At 33.6% G+C, this 19,134-nt stretch carries 15 protein-coding genes; 10 read left to right on the top strand and 5 right to left on the bottom strand.

From position 1 onward, the window contains the following. Positions 1-429: 429 nt before the first annotated feature. The 7 genes from G3A47_RS14145 (at position 430) to G3A47_RS14115 (ending at position 6,432) form a co-directional block, all read left to right on the top strand. Positions 430-1,326, top strand: coding sequence for a helix-turn-helix domain-containing protein (locus tag G3A47_RS14145; RefSeq protein WP_166923398.1), 897 nt, complete (start codon positions 430-432; stop codon positions 1,324-1,326). 116 nt (positions 1,327-1,442) lie between these two features. After that, positions 1,443-2,351, top strand: a complete 909-nt coding sequence (locus tag G3A47_RS14140; protein ID WP_243860468.1) for a DUF6268 family outer membrane beta-barrel protein — start codon at positions 1,443-1,445, stop codon at positions 2,349-2,351. Between the two features lie 56 nt (positions 2,352-2,407). Beyond that, positions 2,408-2,818 carry a DUF2141 domain-containing protein gene (locus tag G3A47_RS14135; RefSeq protein ID WP_166923393.1) on the top strand — a complete coding sequence of 137 codons (411 nt, stop codon included), beginning with the start codon at positions 2,408-2,410 and terminating at the stop codon, positions 2,816-2,818. A 503-nt stretch (positions 2,819-3,321) separates the two neighbouring features. Then, on the top strand, positions 3,322-4,626 hold the full coding sequence (locus G3A47_RS14130; protein ID WP_166923391.1) for a sensor histidine kinase: 1,305 nt from the start codon (positions 3,322-3,324) through the stop codon (positions 4,624-4,626). Between the two features lie 17 nt (positions 4,627-4,643). Further along, positions 4,644-5,078 carry a response regulator gene (locus G3A47_RS14125; protein ID WP_166923389.1) on the top strand — a complete coding sequence of 145 codons (435 nt, stop codon included), beginning with the start codon at positions 4,644-4,646 and terminating at the stop codon, positions 5,076-5,078. Between the two features lie 56 nt (positions 5,079-5,134). Further along, a complete protein-coding gene (locus G3A47_RS14120; RefSeq protein ID WP_166923387.1) occupies positions 5,135-5,956 on the top strand; it encodes a helix-turn-helix domain-containing protein in 822 nt (273 codons plus the stop codon). A gap of 80 nt (positions 5,957-6,036) precedes the next feature. Beyond that, positions 6,037-6,432, top strand: coding sequence for an MmpS family transport accessory protein (locus tag G3A47_RS14115; protein ID WP_166923385.1), 396 nt, complete (start codon positions 6,037-6,039; stop codon positions 6,430-6,432). Positions 6,433-6,591: 159 nt separating this feature from the next. On the opposite strand, the gene G3A47_RS14110 is transcribed toward G3A47_RS14115, so the two are convergent. Then, positions 6,592-7,272 carry a hypothetical protein gene (locus G3A47_RS14110; protein ID WP_166923383.1) on the bottom strand — a complete coding sequence of 227 codons (681 nt, stop codon included), beginning with the start codon at positions 7,270-7,272 and terminating at the stop codon, positions 6,592-6,594. 347 nt (positions 7,273-7,619) lie between these two features. Here G3A47_RS14110 and G3A47_RS14105 point away from each other — a divergent pair, with 347 nt between their 5' ends. After that, entirely contained in the window at positions 7,620-9,191 is a 1,572-nt protein-coding gene (locus G3A47_RS14105; protein ID WP_166923382.1) for a murein L,D-transpeptidase catalytic domain-containing protein, read from the top strand. A gap of 208 nt (positions 9,192-9,399) precedes the next feature. Here G3A47_RS14105 and G3A47_RS14100 read toward each other — a convergent pair whose 3' ends face one another. Continuing rightward, positions 9,400-11,313, bottom strand: a complete 1,914-nt coding sequence (locus G3A47_RS14100) for a leucine-rich repeat domain-containing protein (RefSeq protein ID WP_166923380.1) — start codon at positions 11,311-11,313, stop codon at positions 9,400-9,402. Between the two features lie 80 nt (positions 11,314-11,393). Next, positions 11,394-12,968 (bottom strand): leucine-rich repeat domain-containing protein, encoded by a 1,575-nt coding sequence (locus tag G3A47_RS14095; protein WP_166923377.1) that lies wholly within the window; start codon positions 12,966-12,968, stop codon positions 11,394-11,396. Positions 12,969-13,588: 620 nt separating this feature from the next. Here G3A47_RS14095 and G3A47_RS14090 point away from each other — a divergent pair. After that, positions 13,589-14,674: a hypothetical protein gene (locus G3A47_RS14090; RefSeq protein WP_166923375.1), complete on the top strand. Its 1,086-nt coding sequence runs from the start codon at positions 13,589-13,591 to the stop codon at positions 14,672-14,674. Positions 14,675-14,833: 159 nt separating this feature from the next. Here the strand turns inward: G3A47_RS14090 and G3A47_RS14085 are convergent, their stop codons facing one another. Together G3A47_RS14085 and G3A47_RS14080 are read right to left on the bottom strand one after the other, a co-directional pair. Continuing rightward, entirely contained in the window at positions 14,834-15,547 is a 714-nt protein-coding gene (locus tag G3A47_RS14085; protein WP_166923373.1) for a LytR/AlgR family response regulator transcription factor, read from the bottom strand. Between the two features lie 82 nt (positions 15,548-15,629). Next, positions 15,630-16,688 (bottom strand): sensor histidine kinase, encoded by a 1,059-nt coding sequence (locus G3A47_RS14080; protein WP_166923371.1) that lies wholly within the window; start codon positions 16,686-16,688, stop codon positions 15,630-15,632. 486 nt (positions 16,689-17,174) lie between these two features. On the opposite strand from G3A47_RS14080, the gene G3A47_RS14075 reads away from it, so the two are divergent. Continuing rightward, complete coding sequence (locus G3A47_RS14075) at positions 17,175-19,052, top strand: sodium:solute symporter family protein (protein ID WP_166923369.1); 1,878 nt, start codon at positions 17,175-17,177, stop codon at positions 19,050-19,052. Positions 19,053-19,134: the final 82 nt, after the last annotated feature.

The raw sequence follows: 19,134 nt of genomic DNA, 5'->3' as shown, positions 1-19,134 counted from the left end.
GTAAGTTTTAAAGTATATTAAAAGTAGTTGTTGTGAAAATAATACTACTTATTAAATAATTAAATAGAGGGTTTTATTTTATAAATGAAGTTACAAAACCATTGTGTAACGAGATTTTACAATTTTTTAGGAAAAAGCAAATCTTCTTTTTAGCGCGAATAGTTCTGTTGTTTATTTTCTAAAGTATGTGATTTTAGCAGGCAAAAATGATTGTGTCGATAAGGTCAGTACAATTTCAAAGTCAATATAGTTTCTAAAGAAAAAATGTTGATCTGACCTTATAATTGTATTCCTGGCAGAGACTTGGTCGGGTTAATTTTTGTGGAGTTGCTTTTTTTGTGTTTAATATTTGACTCTGATAACGACAAAAGAAGTTGTTAAAGAGTACTTTAGTTTTTAAGAATTCTATAATTAAATACTTATGTTTGTATGGTGAGTAAGAATATTAAAATCATATCATCAGAAGAATTTCCAAGACAATTTATGTCTGATGCTTCTTTAGATTTTGATTTCTTAAAAACGCCTTTGCAAATCTATGATTTGAATACTACAACAGAATACATACAAATTCCAACCCCACTTTTCAGACCGGATTACAATTTTATGGTTCATGTCACTAAGGGAAATGCGAAACAACAAGTAGACAATGAGCTAATAACAATAACAGAGCATGATGTTTTGTTTGTAAAACAAGGGCATATTACGGCAATGAAACACATTGATCCTACTATTACCGGTCATTTTATTTTGTTTGAAGAAAGTGTTCTCAATCACATTTTGTCGAAACATGAGTTGATACAGATTTTTGCTACTAATGCTGTTATCAAACTTTCAAAAGAAACAAGTTCATGGCTTAATTCCTTGTTTGACGTGTTAGGTCAGGAGTTCCGGGATGAAAATTCCAATATCGAAATTTGTTATTCGCTTATGCAAGCTGCCTTTCAGAAAATTATTGCTTCAGACAAAGAGCTTAATAAGAAGGTGCATCGTGGTAACGAAATCACTTTTTCTTTTAAGGAGCTGGTTTATAAATATCATAGTACCGATAAGTCGGTATCTTTTTATGCCGACAAATTAAAAATCTCTGTAAATTATCTCAATAGGTGTATTAAGCAAACGACCGGAATAGCACCAAAAGAATGGATCAATAATGTCAGTATACTGCAAAGCCAAATACTTCTTCAAGATCTCACGAAAGACATTTCAGAAATTGCTTTTGAATTGAATTATGAAGATCCTTCTTATTTTGGGCGACTTTTTAAAAAAGTAACGGGTACAACTCCTTCACAGTATCGCAGTTCTTTTATGCACGATTTGTCCGAATAACGGCAAACTAAATCCTAACAACAATTATTGTTTTAACCACATCTTTGCCCTAAGAAAATCTTAGAGGGCTTATACAGCTCGTGTGTTTAAATTTAATAAATGTTATTTTGAAAAAAGTGTACTCACTGGTTTTATTAACCTTGTTTATTGGTCTTCCAAATAAGTTTTACGCTCAATTAATAACCGACGGCGCCGGGATTGGCATTACTGTACACGGAAAAAGCGGCTTTAAGAACTTGCCTTACGGAAGCCTGTACGATGAAAATAAATTCAAATACAATACGTACGATTTTTGGTTGCCAATACCTTCTTTTAGAATTGGACAAACACGTGTTTTGGGGACTGTCAACTATCGTATTTTGGACTTTACATTTGATAAGAATATCACAGTTAGTCCGAATTATATCACCAAAATACAAGAGATTAAACCTACTATTGTAGTGCGACATCCTTACGGGAAAAGATGGGCCGCTTTTGGAGTTATAATACCTACCGTTGCTTCCGATTTTAAAAGTTCATTTTCATTGAATGATATGGTATTCGATGGCATTTTTGGGGTTTCGAGAAAGTTTGGAGAAAAATCAAATCTCGAAATCGGGATTGGCCCTCATGTTATGTATGCCTTTGGAAAGTTTTTGATAACCCCTGCCATCTCTCTCGATTATAAGAGTAACAACGGTAAATGGTTTGCTCAGGTATATTGGCCAAGAGTAAATGCTTTTCGAAATCTGGGTCCCAACACACAAGTTGGTGTGGCAGGATCGATAGATTGGACACTTCATAATTTACAAAACTACAAGAACGAGGAAGGCAAAGAGATTGATTATGCTCAGTTCTCAGCTATTCATGGTGGTTTGCAACTTAATCAACGGCTTTTTGATGGTTTTTGGCTTCAGCTGCAAGGCGGTATTGCATTTGCGAATAAATATACACTTTATGACTCTAAAAATGATACGATTAGTAACTATAGCACTAAGGAAATACCTTATGTAAAAATGATGCTGACGTATCGTTTTGGAAAATAAGGATGGTATTAAAATCTAAAGAATAAATTCAATAACAAATAAATTAAAAGAAGAAAATGAAAAAATCAGTTTTGGGAGCTCTAATATTAGGAGCATCGTTTACTAGTGCACAAGAGGTAAAAATGAATGTCAATGTGACTAATGTTCAAGAAGGGAAGGGGACAGTTGTTCTCAATGTTTATAACAAAAAAGAAAATTTCCTTAAAAGAGCCTATTTTACTAAGGTGCTACAGGCAAATCAAGGCACTGTAAAGTTTCAGATTGATTTGCCGAGAGGAATTTATGCGATTACCGTTTTTCAAGATCTGGACAATAGTGGCAGTCTGGCAAGTAACTGGTTGGGAATACCAAAAGAACCTTTAGGAAACAGTACAAATTTTAAACCGGAAGGAGGTGCACCAACATTCCGTGATTGCTCAATTTATGTTTTAAATAATGATTCTAAAATCACAATCGACCTCTATTAAGACTTTGAAACATTACGTTAAGGCATAACATAAAATCATGGAAGAAATTACTTCGAGAAGTAACGTTATTAGAGAAAAAAGAGCGGTTTGTAAGGAGTATCAAACCGGTGACATTCTAATTACAGCAGTAAGACTTGCAATAATTTGATTTTAAACTGGTGAACTTGCCCAAATAATTGGCTCTTTGGGTTCAGGAAAAACGAGATTGTTACTTGTAGTAGCCTGTTTTATAATCTGTTAAAAGGAGATGCTTTTGTAGGGGGGCAGTACGTATTTTGCATCTCGAGAGTTTTATAATTTATCATATGGATTATCCTAATAAAAGTTTTGAATTGTGTTATTTTTTGTATAATTTGGTGGGATGTTGTTAGTTATTTTTCTAAAAACATAAATTTTATATACTCTTAAAGCCAAAATTTTCAAAGCTTCTCAATTACTTAGGAGAGGTTATTTTCTTATAAGCCACAATTAAAAGAAAAAAGAACAACCCCAAATCTAAAAAAATGAGCCAAGTAATTGAGGAGTACGGACAAGCTGAGCATATTCAGGATTTTTTTTTAGTAATTAAGCGAAAATCAGATGATTTAATTAATTATTTTCTGATCGGTTTTTTTATTGTTGGCTTGCTCCTTGCTTTTTATTATGATACATGGCAAATTGCAATTGGAGTTGGAGGGTTATTATTGCTTGCGTACTATTCCACAAAAATAGCCATGCCTGAGTCCAATTTGTATCAGTATGTACTTAGTGTTGTATTAGGAATTTTCATGGCCCAGTTTATTTACCAGATGCATGGTCTGTTCGAAATGCATTTTATGGCTTTTATTGCAAGTGCTATATTAATTACGTATCAAAACTGGAAATTGCAAATACCACTTATGTTGGTTGTTGCTATCCATCATGGCCTGTTTGGCTATTTTCAATACATTGGTTATGATAAAATTTATTTTTCTCAGTTAGATTATATGTCGCTGCAAACCTTTATTATTCACATGATACTGGCAGGCGTTATTTTTTCTATTTGCGGGTTATGGGCGTATCAATTTAAGAAATACAGCGAGACTAATATAGAACTCATTTTTAATAAACGTGAAATTGAAAATCAGGAGTTACGAACCGCTAATTACGAACTGGATCGTTTTGTCTACAGTACATCTCATGATTTGCGTGCACCACTGAATTCAATGTTGGGCCTTATTGAAATTGCCAAAGAGGATACTAGCGAGGAATTAACACTGGAACATCTTAAAATGCTCAATGTAAGTGCAAAAAAACTGGATAGTTTTATTTGTGATATTCTTGATTACTCGAGAAATTCCCGTATGGAAGTTGCTATAGAAAAGATAAATTTTGCTGCTATTTTGAATGATGTGACGCAGAATTTAAAATTCATAGGCGACAACAACAGAATGGTAGATTTTAAAATTGAAATTACGGGTCAAAAGGTTATTTACTCGGATAAAAATCGTCTGATTACCATTTTTAACAATCTTGTGTCAAATGCTATTCGATATCAAAATCCAAAAACGGAAACCCCTTTTGTTCGTATTAAAGTAGATACAACGCAAACCGAAACCAGAATTGAAATTCAGGACAATGGTATAGGTATCGATAAAGAATTTCAAACGAAAATATTTAATATGTTTTATCGGGTATCACACAAATCGGTTGGCTCCGGATTAGGATTGTATATTGTAAAAGAGGCCGTTAGTAAACTCAATGGCGAGATCAATGTTCAATCTGAAATAGGTATCGGTACTACATTCACAATTAAAATCCCAAATCTCGAAACCAACACACCAAACTAATAAAGTAAAGCTTAACGATGGACCAAGAAACTACAAAACCGACCTTTAAAAAAATCCTGGTGATAGACGATAATCCCACAGATCGTTATATTGCAAAACGAATGGCCGAAAAATATCTTTTTGCCGAAGAAATAATTCTGCAAGAATCGGCCCTTGGGGGACTGGATTATATCAGATCATTAGAGAGTACACCCGAATTGCTTCCGGAGTTTATATTTTTAGACATCAACATGCCCGGAATGAACGGATATGAATTTCTGGAAGAGTATAAGGAACTTTCTGAGACCATCAGAACTAAATGCATTATTTTAATGATTACAACATCTATACATCCGGATGATTTTATACGCGCTGAGAATAATCCTTTTGTATTTCGATTCCTTAACAAACCGCTCGATAAAGAAAAGTTCAGATTTATTGTAGATGAATTTTCATTGAAAAGACATACTTGATAGCGGTCTGTTTTGCTTTTTTTTTAATTTTATAATCTCTTTTCAATGCAGCATCTATGATGAAATATACGACATACCCGGTACATGAAAAATTGAAAACTTGGATTCGTTATTTCTGGAGCTATGACGCATCGGTTGTAAAGAAAGAAGAATTGCATATTCGTTCTTTTGCCGATCAGTATCCGCGACTTATATTTCAGGATATCAGTACTTTTTCTCCAATCAGGGATGCGCAGGGAAATACGATGCCCTTATGTTATTTGAGCGGAGTAGATACCAGGCCTACAGAGGCTTTTTGGGAAAATCAATTTTCTCATTTTGGTGTTAGTTTTTATCCGCATGCCCTTCATGCATTTTTTCGGATTAATGCTGCAGAATTGACCAATGAGATGCCGGATATCCTTTTACTTGATACTACCGAAATTCCGTTTTTACTGTTAAATGCTAAAGATCATAGGGAAAGGGTTGCCATTCTGAGTAAGTATTTTTTTGAGAAAATAGACAATGGGAAAATAGATATAGCGCTAAGTGATCTAATTCATTCCCATAACTTCCAATGCTACAATGGTGAAAAAGATCAGAAGAAAATCGCACGTCATTATGGATTCTCAGAAAGACAATTGCAAAGACGGTTTAAAACAAATGTTGGAGTTTCTATGACTAAATTCAATAGGTTAGCCCGATTCGAAAAAGCTCTTAAAGTTTTGCCATCTGCAGTTTATGGAGAACTTACTACTTTAACATATGACCTTAATTACGCAGATCAGTCCCATCTTATTTCTGATTTTAAGGAGTTTTCAGATCTTTCGCCTTACCAGTTTATTAAGAAAGAAAGTCTGGGTGCCGAAAGTTCTTCGTTCATTTATTTAGTGGAATAGGAAAATTTAATGTCGTTCTCATACAATTTTGAAAATTGGATGTTTTATAATTTTGAATGAAATTAAAAAACGATAGAGACATGAAAAAAATACTATTTGCGCTGACAGGTTTATTGCTGCTTGTAACTTCTTGCAGTAATGATAATGATAAGAATCCCGATTCTGATAACTCCAGAAAAGTAAAGTATGAACTCACCGGTACATTTTCAAAAAAAATAAGGGTAACCTACATAAATGAAAGTGGTGGTAATGTAACAGAAGACAACGTAAGTATTCCATGGTCTAAGGAAGTAACTTTTGGCAAAGGTACTTTTGCTTTGGGAATAAGCGGTACTTCAGTAGTAGGGCAGGAAGGTACTCCGGGACAAACATTAACAGCCAAAATTTTTGTGAATGGTACAGAGAAAAAAGTACTCACGAATTCTGCCACAAACGAAGGAATTATTTCTTGTACCGTTGCTGATGTTTTGCAATAAGGAATAATTTTATGGCTTATAACGCAGTAAGCCTTTTTTGTTGGTAAAAACGCCTCTTTTAATGAATGTATTTAAAAGAGGTGTTTTTGTTATTCCTGTACAATGCTTGCTCGGTTGTGATAAATTAAATTTTTTGCTTGCTTTTTATATTTTAACTAATCACTTAAAAAGATAATTATACAGCAAGCCTTTTTCTAAAACGATATCCTTTTTTCGAGGAGTCATAATAAAAAGATATACTTCATTTTGGTGCTTGTATAATAATACTTCAGCATCCAAATCTTGTAAACCATAATATTCTATATCGCCATACAATACCTTATTATTGTCGTTGTTAACTTTGATTACAAATTTATTAAAATTGAGATTGAAACTCTTGATGCTGTCAGTATTGACTTGATACGTTATTTTTTTATCAGAGAAAAAATCAATCGTATTAATTTTTTCTTTTGCATCAAAAATTTTCGGACTCATTTTAACCTCATACAATCCTTCATTGACTATTGAAAAATAACCGGAAGTTGGATAATTTGGACTTTCGTAAGCGTTAAAAGTAAAATTTGAGGAACAGTTTTGTAGTTTGGTTACAATTAGCGAATATTTGGATTGAATTTCAAATTGTGATACCACGTATTCATTTTTTAGCGTATAACTTCCATTGCAAATGCTATTGTTCTTTTCGAGTGTCAAGTTGTTGATTTTCATAGTTTTTTCAGGAACAAAACTAAGGTCATCGTCAAAGGCGGGGATTGCCTGTTTTTTACAACTCAAAACACACACAATAAGCAATAGTATACAGATAGATTTCATAGCAGAATTTATAAATAAAGAGTATGTCATTTTGTTAATTTTAAGAAGGCAAGTTAATAAAATCGTATTTAATCATCGGTAAAACAAGTAATTGTACTCGTTTTTCTTTTCGATTTTTTTATTAACTTGTTAGGTATTTGATTGTCATTTAGACTTGTATGGACAAAGTACATACTTCTTGTTTTTTAATGGTTATTAGAAGACTGATAAAAAATATTGAGAATAAAAAAATGAACAATACCACCAAGGATATTAAGGAAAGTGAGACGTTATAAAGGAAACAATTCGGCTTTTTATCAATTGCAGTTTGGCTACCGTTTTTCTATTGGAGTCAGTAAATTAAAGCAATAACATATAGAATTTAAAAATCAAACATTATGGCAAAGAAAATGGCAATTAGTCCAAAATTTAAAGATAGAGGATTGCATGTAGAAACACTTCAAAACAGGCTGTTTGAATTAGGATATAATCCGAATGGAATAGACGGTATTTTTGGGGATGGTACCAAAATAGCGATTAAAAATTTTCAGCAGACAAATGGTTTATCCGGTACCGGAATTGTTGATGATACAACGCTGTTAAAACTTGGTTTAGAGATAAAAACGGAACTCGATAGTAATCCTGAAATTGCAATAACTGATATTGTAGGCAGAAAAGGCATTACCACAATAGATTGGGACAACAGAGGAAAGGCTGCGTGGGGGTATTATTATGGCATGGCACTTATGTTTGCGTCACTCTATTTCAGGTTAAAAAACGGAGATTCACTTGTAAAAGAGATGGCAAAAGTGCTTAATTCTGACAGAGACAGAGATGCATTAAAAAGATTCAATGAGGTTTTTGCATTGAATAAAATGTATAATGATAAAGGAGAGGAAGACAGGCTACGACACTTGTTTGTGCTCATGTTTGGACTTGGAGTTATGGAAAGCAATGGTAAACATTGCGAAGGCAAAGACGCAACTATGAATTTTGACCACGGAGACGATACGGAAGCCGGATTATTCCAAACAAGTTACAATGTCAGAAGTGTCGCAAAAGAAAAGCTCTCACGCGTATTTGAAACGTACAGAACATCAAAACCAAAGGGTTTTTTGCAATATTTTAAAAAAGGATTTACCTATTATGAAACGAAAAATTTCGGTACAGGAGATGCAAAAGAATTTCAGAAATTATCAAAAGAATGCCCGGCATTTTCTGTAGAATTTACCGCCATAGCATTAAGAAATGTTTCCAATCATTGGGCACCTGTAAAATTTATTAACGATACCGAAAAACAATTGCAAATAAAAACGGAATGTAACGAGCTCCTTAAGCAAATTCAAAAGTACGTGGACGATTACGGATTTAGTACAGCTGAAATAAATTTAGCTGAAAGGGCTACTGTCGAAACTCCTCCAATTATTGCCGATGTTGCAAACAATGATGTAAAAGAAATTGCGTTAATAAAAGCAGATGAATTAGGGCAAAAAAAGCAGCTAAAGCAACTATTTGACAGATATCCCGAAAGCAGGGCAAATTTTTGGGCTGTAGTAGATTTTAATAAACCGAGTTCTGAAAAGAGATTGTTCATTTTTAATCTTAGAAATAAAAGTTACAAAGCCTATTTGGTTGCTCATGGTAAGAATTCAGGAGAACTGTATGCTACAAAATTTTCTAACGAAATAGGTTCTAATAAATCGAGTATAGGTATATATGAAACAGCTGAAACTTATATTGGTAAACATGATCTTTCGTTAAGGATAGATGGAGAAGATCCTACAAATTCAAATGCTAGAGAAAGAGCTATTGTGATACACAAAGCAGATTATGTGGTGCCAAATTATAAAGGAACCGGTAGAGCGGGTCGTTCAGAAGGTTGTTTTGTAGTAAACCCAATTGATATTGATGAGGTTATAGAAAATTTAAAAAACGGATCGTACATTAATGCCTGGGTAAATAAGGCATAGAAAAAATAAAGTCATAAATAGAAGTAGATATAGCTATATTCTTTTAAGTTTTTTATAAAGTCCTGAATAAATTTCAGGACTTTTAGCTAGGAGGTCAGTTCATCCGCCACAAAACAATGAATTAGTAGTTTAATTTTGGTTAAGCAAAAGGCCATTTTCTGTGCTATTGCGTTATCTTTTTTGTGCTAAACGAGTTTCATTGGCTTTTTTATCTGATCGGTCTGTGCTTTTTGGTCGGGGGGGCGGCTTTTTCATTTACAGGTACTGTAAGCCTGTTTAAGATGGGTTTTTGATTCTTCTTTTCATTTGTAAATATTTCGATTTCCGATTTTTTTTGAGAGGAAAATTTCTCATACGCTTTATTACGATCTTCCTTTGTGTTTTGTTTTTCAGTTAGTTCCTGTGATTCTTTTGTGTGTGAAGTGATATCCAGTAAATTTTCAGCTCCTTGGGAGTGCTCGTTTACCAATGTCTCCTCTTTTTTATTGAAAAATTCGATCATTTTCTGTGGATAGATGTTCAGGGACCACTGTATTGCTCTTTGCTGTCTTGTTCTAGATATAAGTTCTGCTGAATAGTTGTCATTAATTTTTTTAATCTTGTTTATATCCAAACGATACGTACCGTTGTAGAGTACAGGTTGATTATGGGGATCTGTATGGCAGACCATGCAAGCGAAATTTTTGATTAATGTGGCATTATTTTGCACTAGTTGAAAAGCGAAGTCAGGATAGGCTGTTACAGAAGGAAGTCGGATTCTGTCTCCTATAATGCGAATATTTTGATTTCTTGGGTTTTCTTCTGCCCGGTCCAGATAAAGAGCATTTAGTAAGCCATTCAATTGTTCTATTTGGTCATTTGCTCTGTATCCTTCCAATTTGCTTAAGGCATTTTTGAACATTTCTCTTTCTATAACAGCTTGTTGATTTGTTTTGGGTAATGTACCTATACTTTTTGGATGCAGTTTAGCCGCTTCCTGTATCAATTCTTCTCTTATAGCTGTAGAGGAGTCTCCCATGCGAATGGTCAATGTGGCCAGATTATTGGTTCTTTCATCTCTGTTGAAGCGCTCTTGGTTTAAGATGCTGTCTAAGATACTTTTGATAGGAGAGCCGTAAACCTCCAGATCATTCCGATTGTGAATTTGCACCTTGTTCAAAAACTCTATTATAATCTCTTTGAGAGTTTTTAGCTGTGTTTGGGATCCTCCTCTATAAGTAATATTTCTGGAATCCAGATCAGAGTTTTCAAGATTTTCCATTACAGATGCCCGTTCATATAGATTTGTATACAGAAACTGTAAAACTTCTTTAGCAGATTGATAAGGACTACGGGTAGCTCTACTACTATATGTAACTATTCCTTCCGGAAAAGTACGATCAAGCCAGGTCATTGTTTCAACAAAAAGAGGGCAATTAATAAGCTTAATCTCTTGAATATTTTGTGAATGCGCTAAGGTTTCAGGGATTTCACTGATAGCCGAGTTTAGTATAATGAAACGTCTAAGATTAGGTAGATTGCCAATAGATTGGGGTATGTTTTCAAGACGTCCTCCAGATACAATTATTTCTGTAAGTTTGTTTAGCGTACCGATGCATTCGGGTAAAAACGGAAAATAGTCTCCGTATATACATAGTCTTTCAAGATTCTGTAATTTGCCTATCAACTTGGGGATAACCATAAAATTTTCTCCAATGACTTGTAGTTCTGTAAGGTTTTTTAGTTCGCCTGTGGACTCGGGTAAGGTCGTAAAGTTATGTCCTGATATATATAGTTCTGTAAGGTTTTTTAGTTCGCCTGTGGACTCAGGTAAGGTCGTAAAGTTATGCCCTGATACCTGTAGTTTTGTAAGGTTTTGTAGTTTGCCTGTGGATTTGGGTAAAGTTTTAAGTGTTTTTGATTCTATATGCAAGGACGTAAGTTTCTGTAGTTTTCCTATGGATTCAGGAAGATCATGAAGAGAATTGTTGTATAGAGCCAAGTTGGTAACATCTGTTTTCGCTATAAGTGGTATCAAAATCTCCAGATCATCTGTAGTGAGTTCTAAATAAGGAAGGAGTAATGTTTTTGATTTTTCTGATGCAGCAATATCTATTATTATTTTAGCCTCTTCAATTCCCATGTTTTATATATTTTAAGTTAGTCAAAAAAAGTGCTTTTAAGCTTAAGTTCTTAGGTGTATTTATTTGGGGCAAAATCGCGTTATCTTTTTGGTGTTAAACGAGTTTCATTGGTGTGCTTTGTACCCGATTGATCTGGGCTTTTTGGCCGGGGACTTTCCTTTTCATTTATAGGTATTGTAAATTTGTCCAGTTGTGGTTTGGGATTTTTCTTTTCATTTTGCTGCTCTGCCTCAGATTTAAACGATGCTATATATTGGTCTTTAATTTTTTTTATCTTGTTCAGATCCAAACAATACTTATCATCATGGCGTATAGGTTGATTATGATCATCTGTTTGGCAGACCATATCAACAAAACTTTTAATTAACTCGGAATTGCTTTGTATTTGTTGAAAAGCAAAGTCAGGATAGGGTGTTATAGAAGGCAACCGTATTCTTTCCCCCACAATCTGAAGATTTTGATTTTTTGGATTATTTTCTGCTCCGCTCAGGTAGATGGAATTAAGTAAGCCGGCTGCCTGTTCTATTTTTTCATTTGGCCAGTATCCTTCCAACCTGCTTATCGCATTTCTGAGCGCTTCTTTTTCTATAACAATCTGATTTATTTCAGGCAATGTATCTTCCTGTGTCAGGAACTGTTTAACCGTTTCTCGTACCAATGCCTCTCTTATTGGCGTAGAACAGTCTCCCATGCTAGTGGTCATTATTGCTAAATTATTGACCCTTTCCTCTTTGGTGAAGTGTTCTTTGTTTAAGATGCCGTCCAAGGTGCTTTTAATGGGAGGGCCGTAAAACTCCTGGTCATACTGACTATGAATTTGCACCTTGCTCAAGAATTCATTTATAATGTCCTTGGCGGGTTTCGATTGCGCTTGGGATGCTCCTCCATAATAAATATCTCCGGATTCCAGGTCACAGTTTTCAATATTATCTATTATGGATTTTTGTTCGTCTGGATTTGTATACACCAGTTGTAATACCTCTTCAGCAGTTTGATTTTGGTCATGGGCAGCCATATTATAAGCAACTACTTCTGGTCGGAAAATATGAGTGAGCCAGATCATTGTTTCATCGGAAAGAGGGTTATTTCTAAGGTCAATTATTTTGAGATTTTGTAGATGACGTAAATTTTCAGGCAGCATCCTAATAGCGGAATTTGGCAGACTTAAAGCTTCAAGATGGGGTAAATTACTAATGAACTCCGGTAAAACCGAAAAACGGCGACTTTCGACACCTAGTTGATAAAGTTTTTTTAGATTACCTATAGACTTGGGTAAAGTCTCAAAACGGTTTCCTGTTACATACAGTAATCCAAGATTTGTTAGGTCACTTATGGATTGGGGTAAAGATTCAATTGATTCTCCTTTTATAATTAGTTTGTTAAGTTTTGGTAAATTCCCTATGGATTCGGGCAAAATCTTAATTTTATCTGACCTTAAAATCAAGGAGTTAAGATTCTGTAATGCATCTATTGATTTAGGAAGCTCCTGAAGTGTATGGTCAATTAAAGTCAGTTCAGTAACATCCGTTTTCGCTATAAGCGGTATCAAAATTTCCAGATCCTCTGTAGTGAGCTCTAAATAAGGAAGGAGTAATGTTTCTGATTTTTCTGATGCAGCGATATTTATTATTCTTATAGCTTCTTCAATTCCCATGGTTTTATATGTTTTAAGATTGACTTAAAAAAAAAAATCAAGATTTGTAAGTATCTTAAAAATAGTAATTGTAGTTATAATATTGCATTTTTGAATTATTTATTGAAGGCATTTATTTGATAAGTGAAACTGCCAAATCGTTGTTTACTGTGATTTTGTAATTTTTAGAAAAGTGCAGAAGAACCAGAAGGGGAAAAACTTTGATATTCTACGCAATAACGATTAGCTTTTTGAACTATTCTGACAATAGAAGTACCAATGCTTCTATAGAATCTCCTTAATAATGGAAGAATAAAAACTTTCAGAAGTCAATTCAAAGGAGTTTTACTGTTTCTGTAGAATTAGTTGTATAATAAATAACATAATAATTCTACAAGCGGTATGTTTTTAAAATGGGAAATTTGTAGTATTAATTTTACTTTATTCTAAGATGATATTTTTTGGGAGCAATTATGGAACTTGTAATTAACAAATTGATCATGTAAATAGGAGCTTTTATTTGTTACTCATTTACTGCATTTGTATAGGTACTTATTTAAAGGTATTAGTTGATTTTATTGTGTCCTTAATTGGTAATCTTATTTTTTTCAAACGGATTAAAAATTATTAAAAAATAAATTATGAGAGAGTTTGTATTTGTATCTGATAATAAGACGATGGATTCTTTTTTGGAGACTTCAAAAGGCAATTTTACAGAAAATATAGTTAGTGACTCCAGAACAAATGGTTTTCTTAAAGATTTGGCTAAGAGTGATGGATTGCTTAGTAATAAAGATGCTAAGTCTGATACAGTGGGGGTGATCTTTTTTCCGGAAGATCCTAACAGTCATATCGAAGTATTAAATAACTTTAATGAAACGTTTAAAGTACTGCCGGATGTAAATGTGCAATTAATAACGATTGCCTATGATCGAATAAATAACCTTCCACAAGCATTAATGAGGTTTAACGGTGCTATTCTTGATTCTAAAGGTGAAGTACTTAATAAGCTGGAAAAACAACTTGATCAAATTTTGAAAGAAGATCCAGCTCTAAAATCAGAAAGAAGACAAGCTTTATATGATTATGCGGTTTTGAATGAATCTGCCCGATCATCACATAAAAGCAAAGATCGTGGAAAATGTGAGACATTTACCTATATCTCTGATCTTGAGAATATGGAAAAATTTCAAAAAAGGAGACAAGGTGAAGAGTTTGAAAGTAACAATGAGCTTGATGACAGTCTAAAAATGTTAGCTAAATGTGACGGATATGTTGATCCTCTAAGAATTGATGAAAATACATTGAGAGTTGTTCATTATCCCAAAGATCTAAATAAACGTGCAGAAGTATCAGAAGAGTTTGCTGCAGGAAGAGCAGTAATGCCCGATAAGTATATAGGAATACTTGCAATAACTCAAGGAGCCGAAATGGAACATAAGGATCTACCTTATTTACTTAAAGTATATCCGGTAATAACTATGGATTCTGGTACAGATAATGATTTATATAGTAATGATAGGCTTAACAATACTCTTGAGAAAGCAGTGGCAGGTTTTGAAAAGCCTAATTCTTTATCTAAAGAAAAGGGCGCAGCTGCAAATTTCAAAGATTTTAGTAAATCTATAAATAGGCGTACAAAAGCCGCGCAGGCAAGTAAACCAAAACCAAATGTAGAGAAAAAGGAAGGAGCAATGGCGTCAATAAAAAGGTTCTTCAAAAGGTAATATTTGATGTCATTTTATACTTAAATTCTAGTAAAAATGCCCCTATTTCGGTTCAAATTGACAATGTCTTTCCGGTTTAAAGGGATCACCTCAAAAAATCGCGTTTCCAGATTTTACTTGTTTCTAAAGCAAAATATATGATATTATAAGAATGTTTTTTTAATTGGAGGAATTTAAAATCCGTTGTTTTACCTGATCAATATACGATCGACCAATCACATATCTAATGCCTTCAATTTCAATTGTATTGCCTTCTATGGCTTCAATCTTATCAATGGCGACCGTATAAGATCGGTGTATTCTAATGAAATTTCTCTCTGGTAATGAATCGGTAAAATCAGATAAGGTGCTGTGTATGATATATTTGCCGGTTAAAGTGCTAATTTTTAAATAATCTTTGAGACTTTCGATCACCAAAATTTCATTTAAGAAAACCTTCTTCATTCTTTTTTTATCAATTTTTAAAAAGATAAAGGGACTTTCCGTACTGTTTTCCTGAAGCGGATTGTTTTTGTTCTCAAGTCTTTTGTCAGCCTTGTTCAGGGCTTTCATCAACCTTGGAAATTCAACAGGTTTTACTAAAAAGTCTAAAACATCGAGTTCATATGTCTCAATTGCAAATTCACTGTAAGCACTTGTAATAATAACCAATGGTGGGTTTTCGAGACTTTTCAGAAAATTAATTCCATCTAGGACAGGCATATTGATATCCAGAAAAAGCACATCGACTTTATTGTTCTTTAAGAAATTTAAACCTTCTATCGGATTTGTAAAAGTATTTATTACCTCATAATTTTCAATGGGCTCCAAATAGTTTTTAATCACATTAATTGCCAATGGTTCATCATCTATAATCAAACAATTTATTTTCATTTTTGCAATTATTATTTTTTGGAAAAAATTAAGGTAATAAAATCTAAAACATTAAAATCTAAGTTAATTACACCCAACAGGTTTACGTAACTTTAATTATAAGTTTTACAACAAAAATATTCTTTTTATTCTTAAAAGAAAGATGATAGTCTTTTTTATTATAATCCAATTCCAGTCTTTTTTGTACATTTTCGATCCCTATGCCACTTGAGGTGTTAAAGTTATCTTGATGCAGTGTAATTTCCGGTTGTGGATTGGCAATCGTAAAATGAAGAAAATCGCCTTTTACTTTGAAGCTAATATTGATGACTACTTTTCCGGTATTCTTGTTTACACCATGTTTAAAAGCATTTTCAATAAAGGTCAATAAGATGATCGGAGATATTTTTTTATCATGAATATCACCGGAAATTGACATGTTTATTTCTAACCGTTCGTCATTTCTAATCCGCTCCAGATCCAGATAATTTTGAATGCAAAGTATTTCGTTCTCTAAAGTTTGCTTTTGGCTCTTGGTATCATACAGCATATAACGCATCAATTCGGATAGTTTCAGAACAACTTTTGGCGTTTTGTTTGATTTTTCAACAGAGAGCGAATAGATGTTATTTAAGGTGTTAAAGAGGAAATGAGGAGAGATTTGAGATTTTAGAAAAAGCAGTTCTGTTTCTAATTGCGATTTTTCAAGATCGGCTACTCTTTTTTGTTCTTTCATAAAATCCAGCGTAATCTTAATTGCCGTAACGAAGGTGATTACATACAACTCACCAATCATCATATCGAGAGCATAATTGAGTGCCAGTTTATCGGTGGGTTGAGGCCCTTCCGGCCAAACATTATGGCTTATCAATAAATAAGTAAGGTTAAATTTAATGATGACCATTACAAATATCGACGATAAAACGGTCAGTATATAGAGAAAGTATTTTTTTCGATAAACTAAATAAGGCATAAAAATTAGAATATTCAAATAACATAAAGTCATGTGAATTGGAAACCCCAATAAATTAGTTTTGAAGGAATAACCGTAATCATTAAAATAAATGCCCCAACGAAAGGTGTTGAATAAAAAATAAGTAAGCCAAAAAAGGATATGATAATGCAAGGGGACACTATAGAGTTTGCCGGAATTGAAATTCATAATAATAGTATATTTTGTGACTTTTTTTGGTGTTTATCTAAGTTTATATGTCGTCTGTCTAAATTAGTGCTAATAAAATTGAAATTTGCTTAAGTTTAAAGCTAAAATAAGAATGTTTATACTGTGAATTTTTGAGGTTTTGTTTTACTTGTAATTCTGATCGCAAGTTGTAAAATAAAAAGGGATAAAAATAGGTAGGGTACAAGATTTTTTAGTTGTAATAAACTTCTTATAATAAATTTAATGCAAATCAAAATAGTTATGTTAACAAAAAAGCAATACCATATCATCAACAGGTTTTTCCTGAAAATTCTGAAATCCTTGTAGCATTAATTTCGTTACAAACGAATCGCTTTTTCATGAATAGATACCTGCAAAAAGTTAGAAGTAAGCATACATTATTGAACTTGACTTTGTTCTTAACCAAAACAAAGTGATAAAAACAGAGAGTACCATTTAACTAACCATAAACAACTATTAAAATTAATGAATATCATTGACGTATCAATCATCGTGGCCTATATTGTGCTATCAGTAGGAATAGGAATTTGGATTTCACGAAAAGCATCAAAAGGTTTAGACGATTATTTCCTTGGCGGAAAAACAATCAAATGGTATTTTTTAGGATTGAGCAACGGATCCGGAATGTTTGACGTTTCGGGTACTTCCTGGATGATTGGAATACTGTTTTTGTATGGCGTAAAAAGCTTTATGTTTATGTGGCTTTGGCCCATTTGGAATCAGATTTTTGTCATGATGTTCCTGGCCGTCTGGATTCGACGATCAAAAGTAATGACAGGCTCTGAGTGGATTTTGACTCGTTTTGGAAACGACAAAGCCGGAAAAGCATCCCATATTATAGTAGCCGTTTTTGCTATTATCTCTACAATTGGTTTTATCGCTTATTTTTTTGAAGGAATTGGAAAATTCATAACCATTATTCTTCCGTGGGATTTAGCCCTTCATTACGGAGATTTGGTTGTCCTTACCTCAGAGCGATCTTATGCTTTACTAATTATATTTTTAACTACAATTTATACGGTCAAAGGCGGTATGTTTTCAGTGGTGGCTACAGAAGTGGTGCAATACTTAATTATGATTGTGGCCAGCGTACTGATTGCCGGTTATGCTTTCGTAAATTATACAGATATTCAGATCAATTCTGTCATTAGTGAAGAGTGGAAAAATGTTTTCTTCGGATGGCAGTTTGAAACACAATGGAGTGAAAAATTCCAGACATTCAATGCGCTAATTGATTCAGAAGGGTATAAAATGTTCGGCGCTTTCATCGGAATGACCTTGTTTAAAGGGTTCTTTGCCAGTGTTGCAGGACCAACTCCAAGTTATGATTTACAAAGAATTCTTTCTACAAAATCAGTAAAGGAAGCTGCTTATATGAGTGGTTTTACCAACTTGATTTTATTTATTCCAAGGTATTTATTAATAACGGGGATTGTGGTAATCGCTTTGGTAAATTTAGCACCCGAGCTTAATGCAAATGCAGCTTTAAGCGGAGCCGATTTAGAATTATTAATGCCCAAAGTGGTCAATTTATATCTTCCTGTTGGAATAAAAGGACTTTTACTGGCCGGTTTACTTGCTGCTTTTATGTCCGGATTCTCGGCTTTCGTAAATGCAGGCCCGGCTTATATTGTAAATGATATTTATAAAAAATATTTCAAACCCGTTGCAACCAATGCACACTATATAAAAGTGAGCCAAATTTCTTCTTTCCTTGTGGTTGGTTTAGGTGTTTTTATGGGATTCTTCGCAGAGTCGATAAACTCCTTAACGTTATGGATCACAAGTGCTTTGTATGGTGGTTATGTGGCAGCCAATTTCTTAAAATGGATTTGGTGGCGTTTTAACGGTTGGGGATATTTCTGGGGAATGTTTGCCGGATTAATCGTGGCTTCCCTGCAATTTTTGTTAGGACAAAGCAAAGGGAATTTAGCTGAAGGTTCATTTTTGTATGAACTGGCACAAGTACAGGCCATTTATTTGTTTCCGATCATATTTGGTTTTTCTATATTGGGTTGTCTTTTAGGAACTTTCTTTAGTAAACCAACAGATATGGACGTCTTAAAATCATTTTATGCCAACGTAAGACCATGGGGTTGGTGGAAACCGGTTTGCAAGCTCTTAAAAGCGGAAGATCAAACTTTCGAAAAAAATAATGATTTCTGGAAAGATATGCTCAATTGTATAATCGGTATAGTGTGGCAGTCGAGTATGATTTTACTTCCCATTTATTTTGTGATCAGAGATTATCCAAAAGCAATTGCAGCATTAATCGTATTTTTAGTCACTACTGCGGTATTAAAATTCACCTGGTTAGACAAAGTTCGAAAGATTGCGGACTAAAGTAAAATGTTTTAACACATAGAGACATAGAATGAGGTATGAGAAAAAGAATATAAAAGAAACTAGTTTCCACACATAGCTA

It is taken from the genome of Flavobacterium poyangense, from assembly GCF_011751075.1.
Lineage (GTDB): Bacteria > Bacteroidota > Bacteroidia > Flavobacteriales > Flavobacteriaceae > Flavobacterium > Flavobacterium poyangense.
Note: the sequence above shows the minus strand (reverse complement) of the source record. Positions and strands in the feature narration are given on the sequence as shown.

What these genes read in the sequence shown, in the direction of transcription:
- G3A47_RS14145 (WP_166923398.1), top strand. Translation starts at nt 430, where the DNA reads ATGGTGAGTAAGAATATTAAAATCATATCATCAGAAGAATTTCCAAGA.
- G3A47_RS14135 (WP_166923393.1), top strand. Translation starts at nt 2,408, where the DNA reads ATGAAAAAATCAGTTTTGGGAGCTCTAATATTAGGAGCATCGTTTACT.
- G3A47_RS14130 (WP_166923391.1), top strand. Translation starts at nt 3,322, where the DNA reads ATGAGCCAAGTAATTGAGGAGTACGGACAAGCTGAGCATATTCAGGAT.
- G3A47_RS14125 (WP_166923389.1), top strand. Translation starts at nt 4,644, where the DNA reads ATGGACCAAGAAACTACAAAACCGACCTTTAAAAAAATCCTGGTGATA.
- G3A47_RS14120 (WP_166923387.1), top strand. Translation starts at nt 5,135, where the DNA reads ATGATGAAATATACGACATACCCGGTACATGAAAAATTGAAAACTTGG.
- G3A47_RS14115 (WP_166923385.1), top strand. Translation starts at nt 6,037, where the DNA reads ATGAAAAAAATACTATTTGCGCTGACAGGTTTATTGCTGCTTGTAACT.
- G3A47_RS14110 (WP_166923383.1), bottom strand. Translation starts at nt 7,272, where the DNA reads ATGACATACTCTTTATTTATAAATTCTGCTATGAAATCTATCTGTATA.
- G3A47_RS14105 (WP_166923382.1), top strand. Translation starts at nt 7,620, where the DNA reads ATGGCAAAGAAAATGGCAATTAGTCCAAAATTTAAAGATAGAGGATTG.
- G3A47_RS14100 (WP_166923380.1), bottom strand. Translation starts at nt 11,313, where the DNA reads ATGGGAATTGAAGAGGCTAAAATAATAATAGATATTGCTGCATCAGAA.
- G3A47_RS14095 (WP_166923377.1), bottom strand. Translation starts at nt 12,968, where the DNA reads ATGGGAATTGAAGAAGCTATAAGAATAATAAATATCGCTGCATCAGAA.
- G3A47_RS14090 (WP_166923375.1), top strand. Translation starts at nt 13,589, where the DNA reads ATGAGAGAGTTTGTATTTGTATCTGATAATAAGACGATGGATTCTTTT.
- G3A47_RS14085 (WP_166923373.1), bottom strand. Translation starts at nt 15,547, where the DNA reads ATGAAAATAAATTGTTTGATTATAGATGATGAACCATTGGCAATTAAT.
- G3A47_RS14080 (WP_166923371.1), bottom strand. Translation starts at nt 16,688, where the DNA reads ATGAATTTCAATTCCGGCAAACTCTATAGTGTCCCCTTGCATTATCAT.
- G3A47_RS14075 (WP_166923369.1), top strand. Translation starts at nt 17,175, where the DNA reads ATGAATATCATTGACGTATCAATCATCGTGGCCTATATTGTGCTATCA.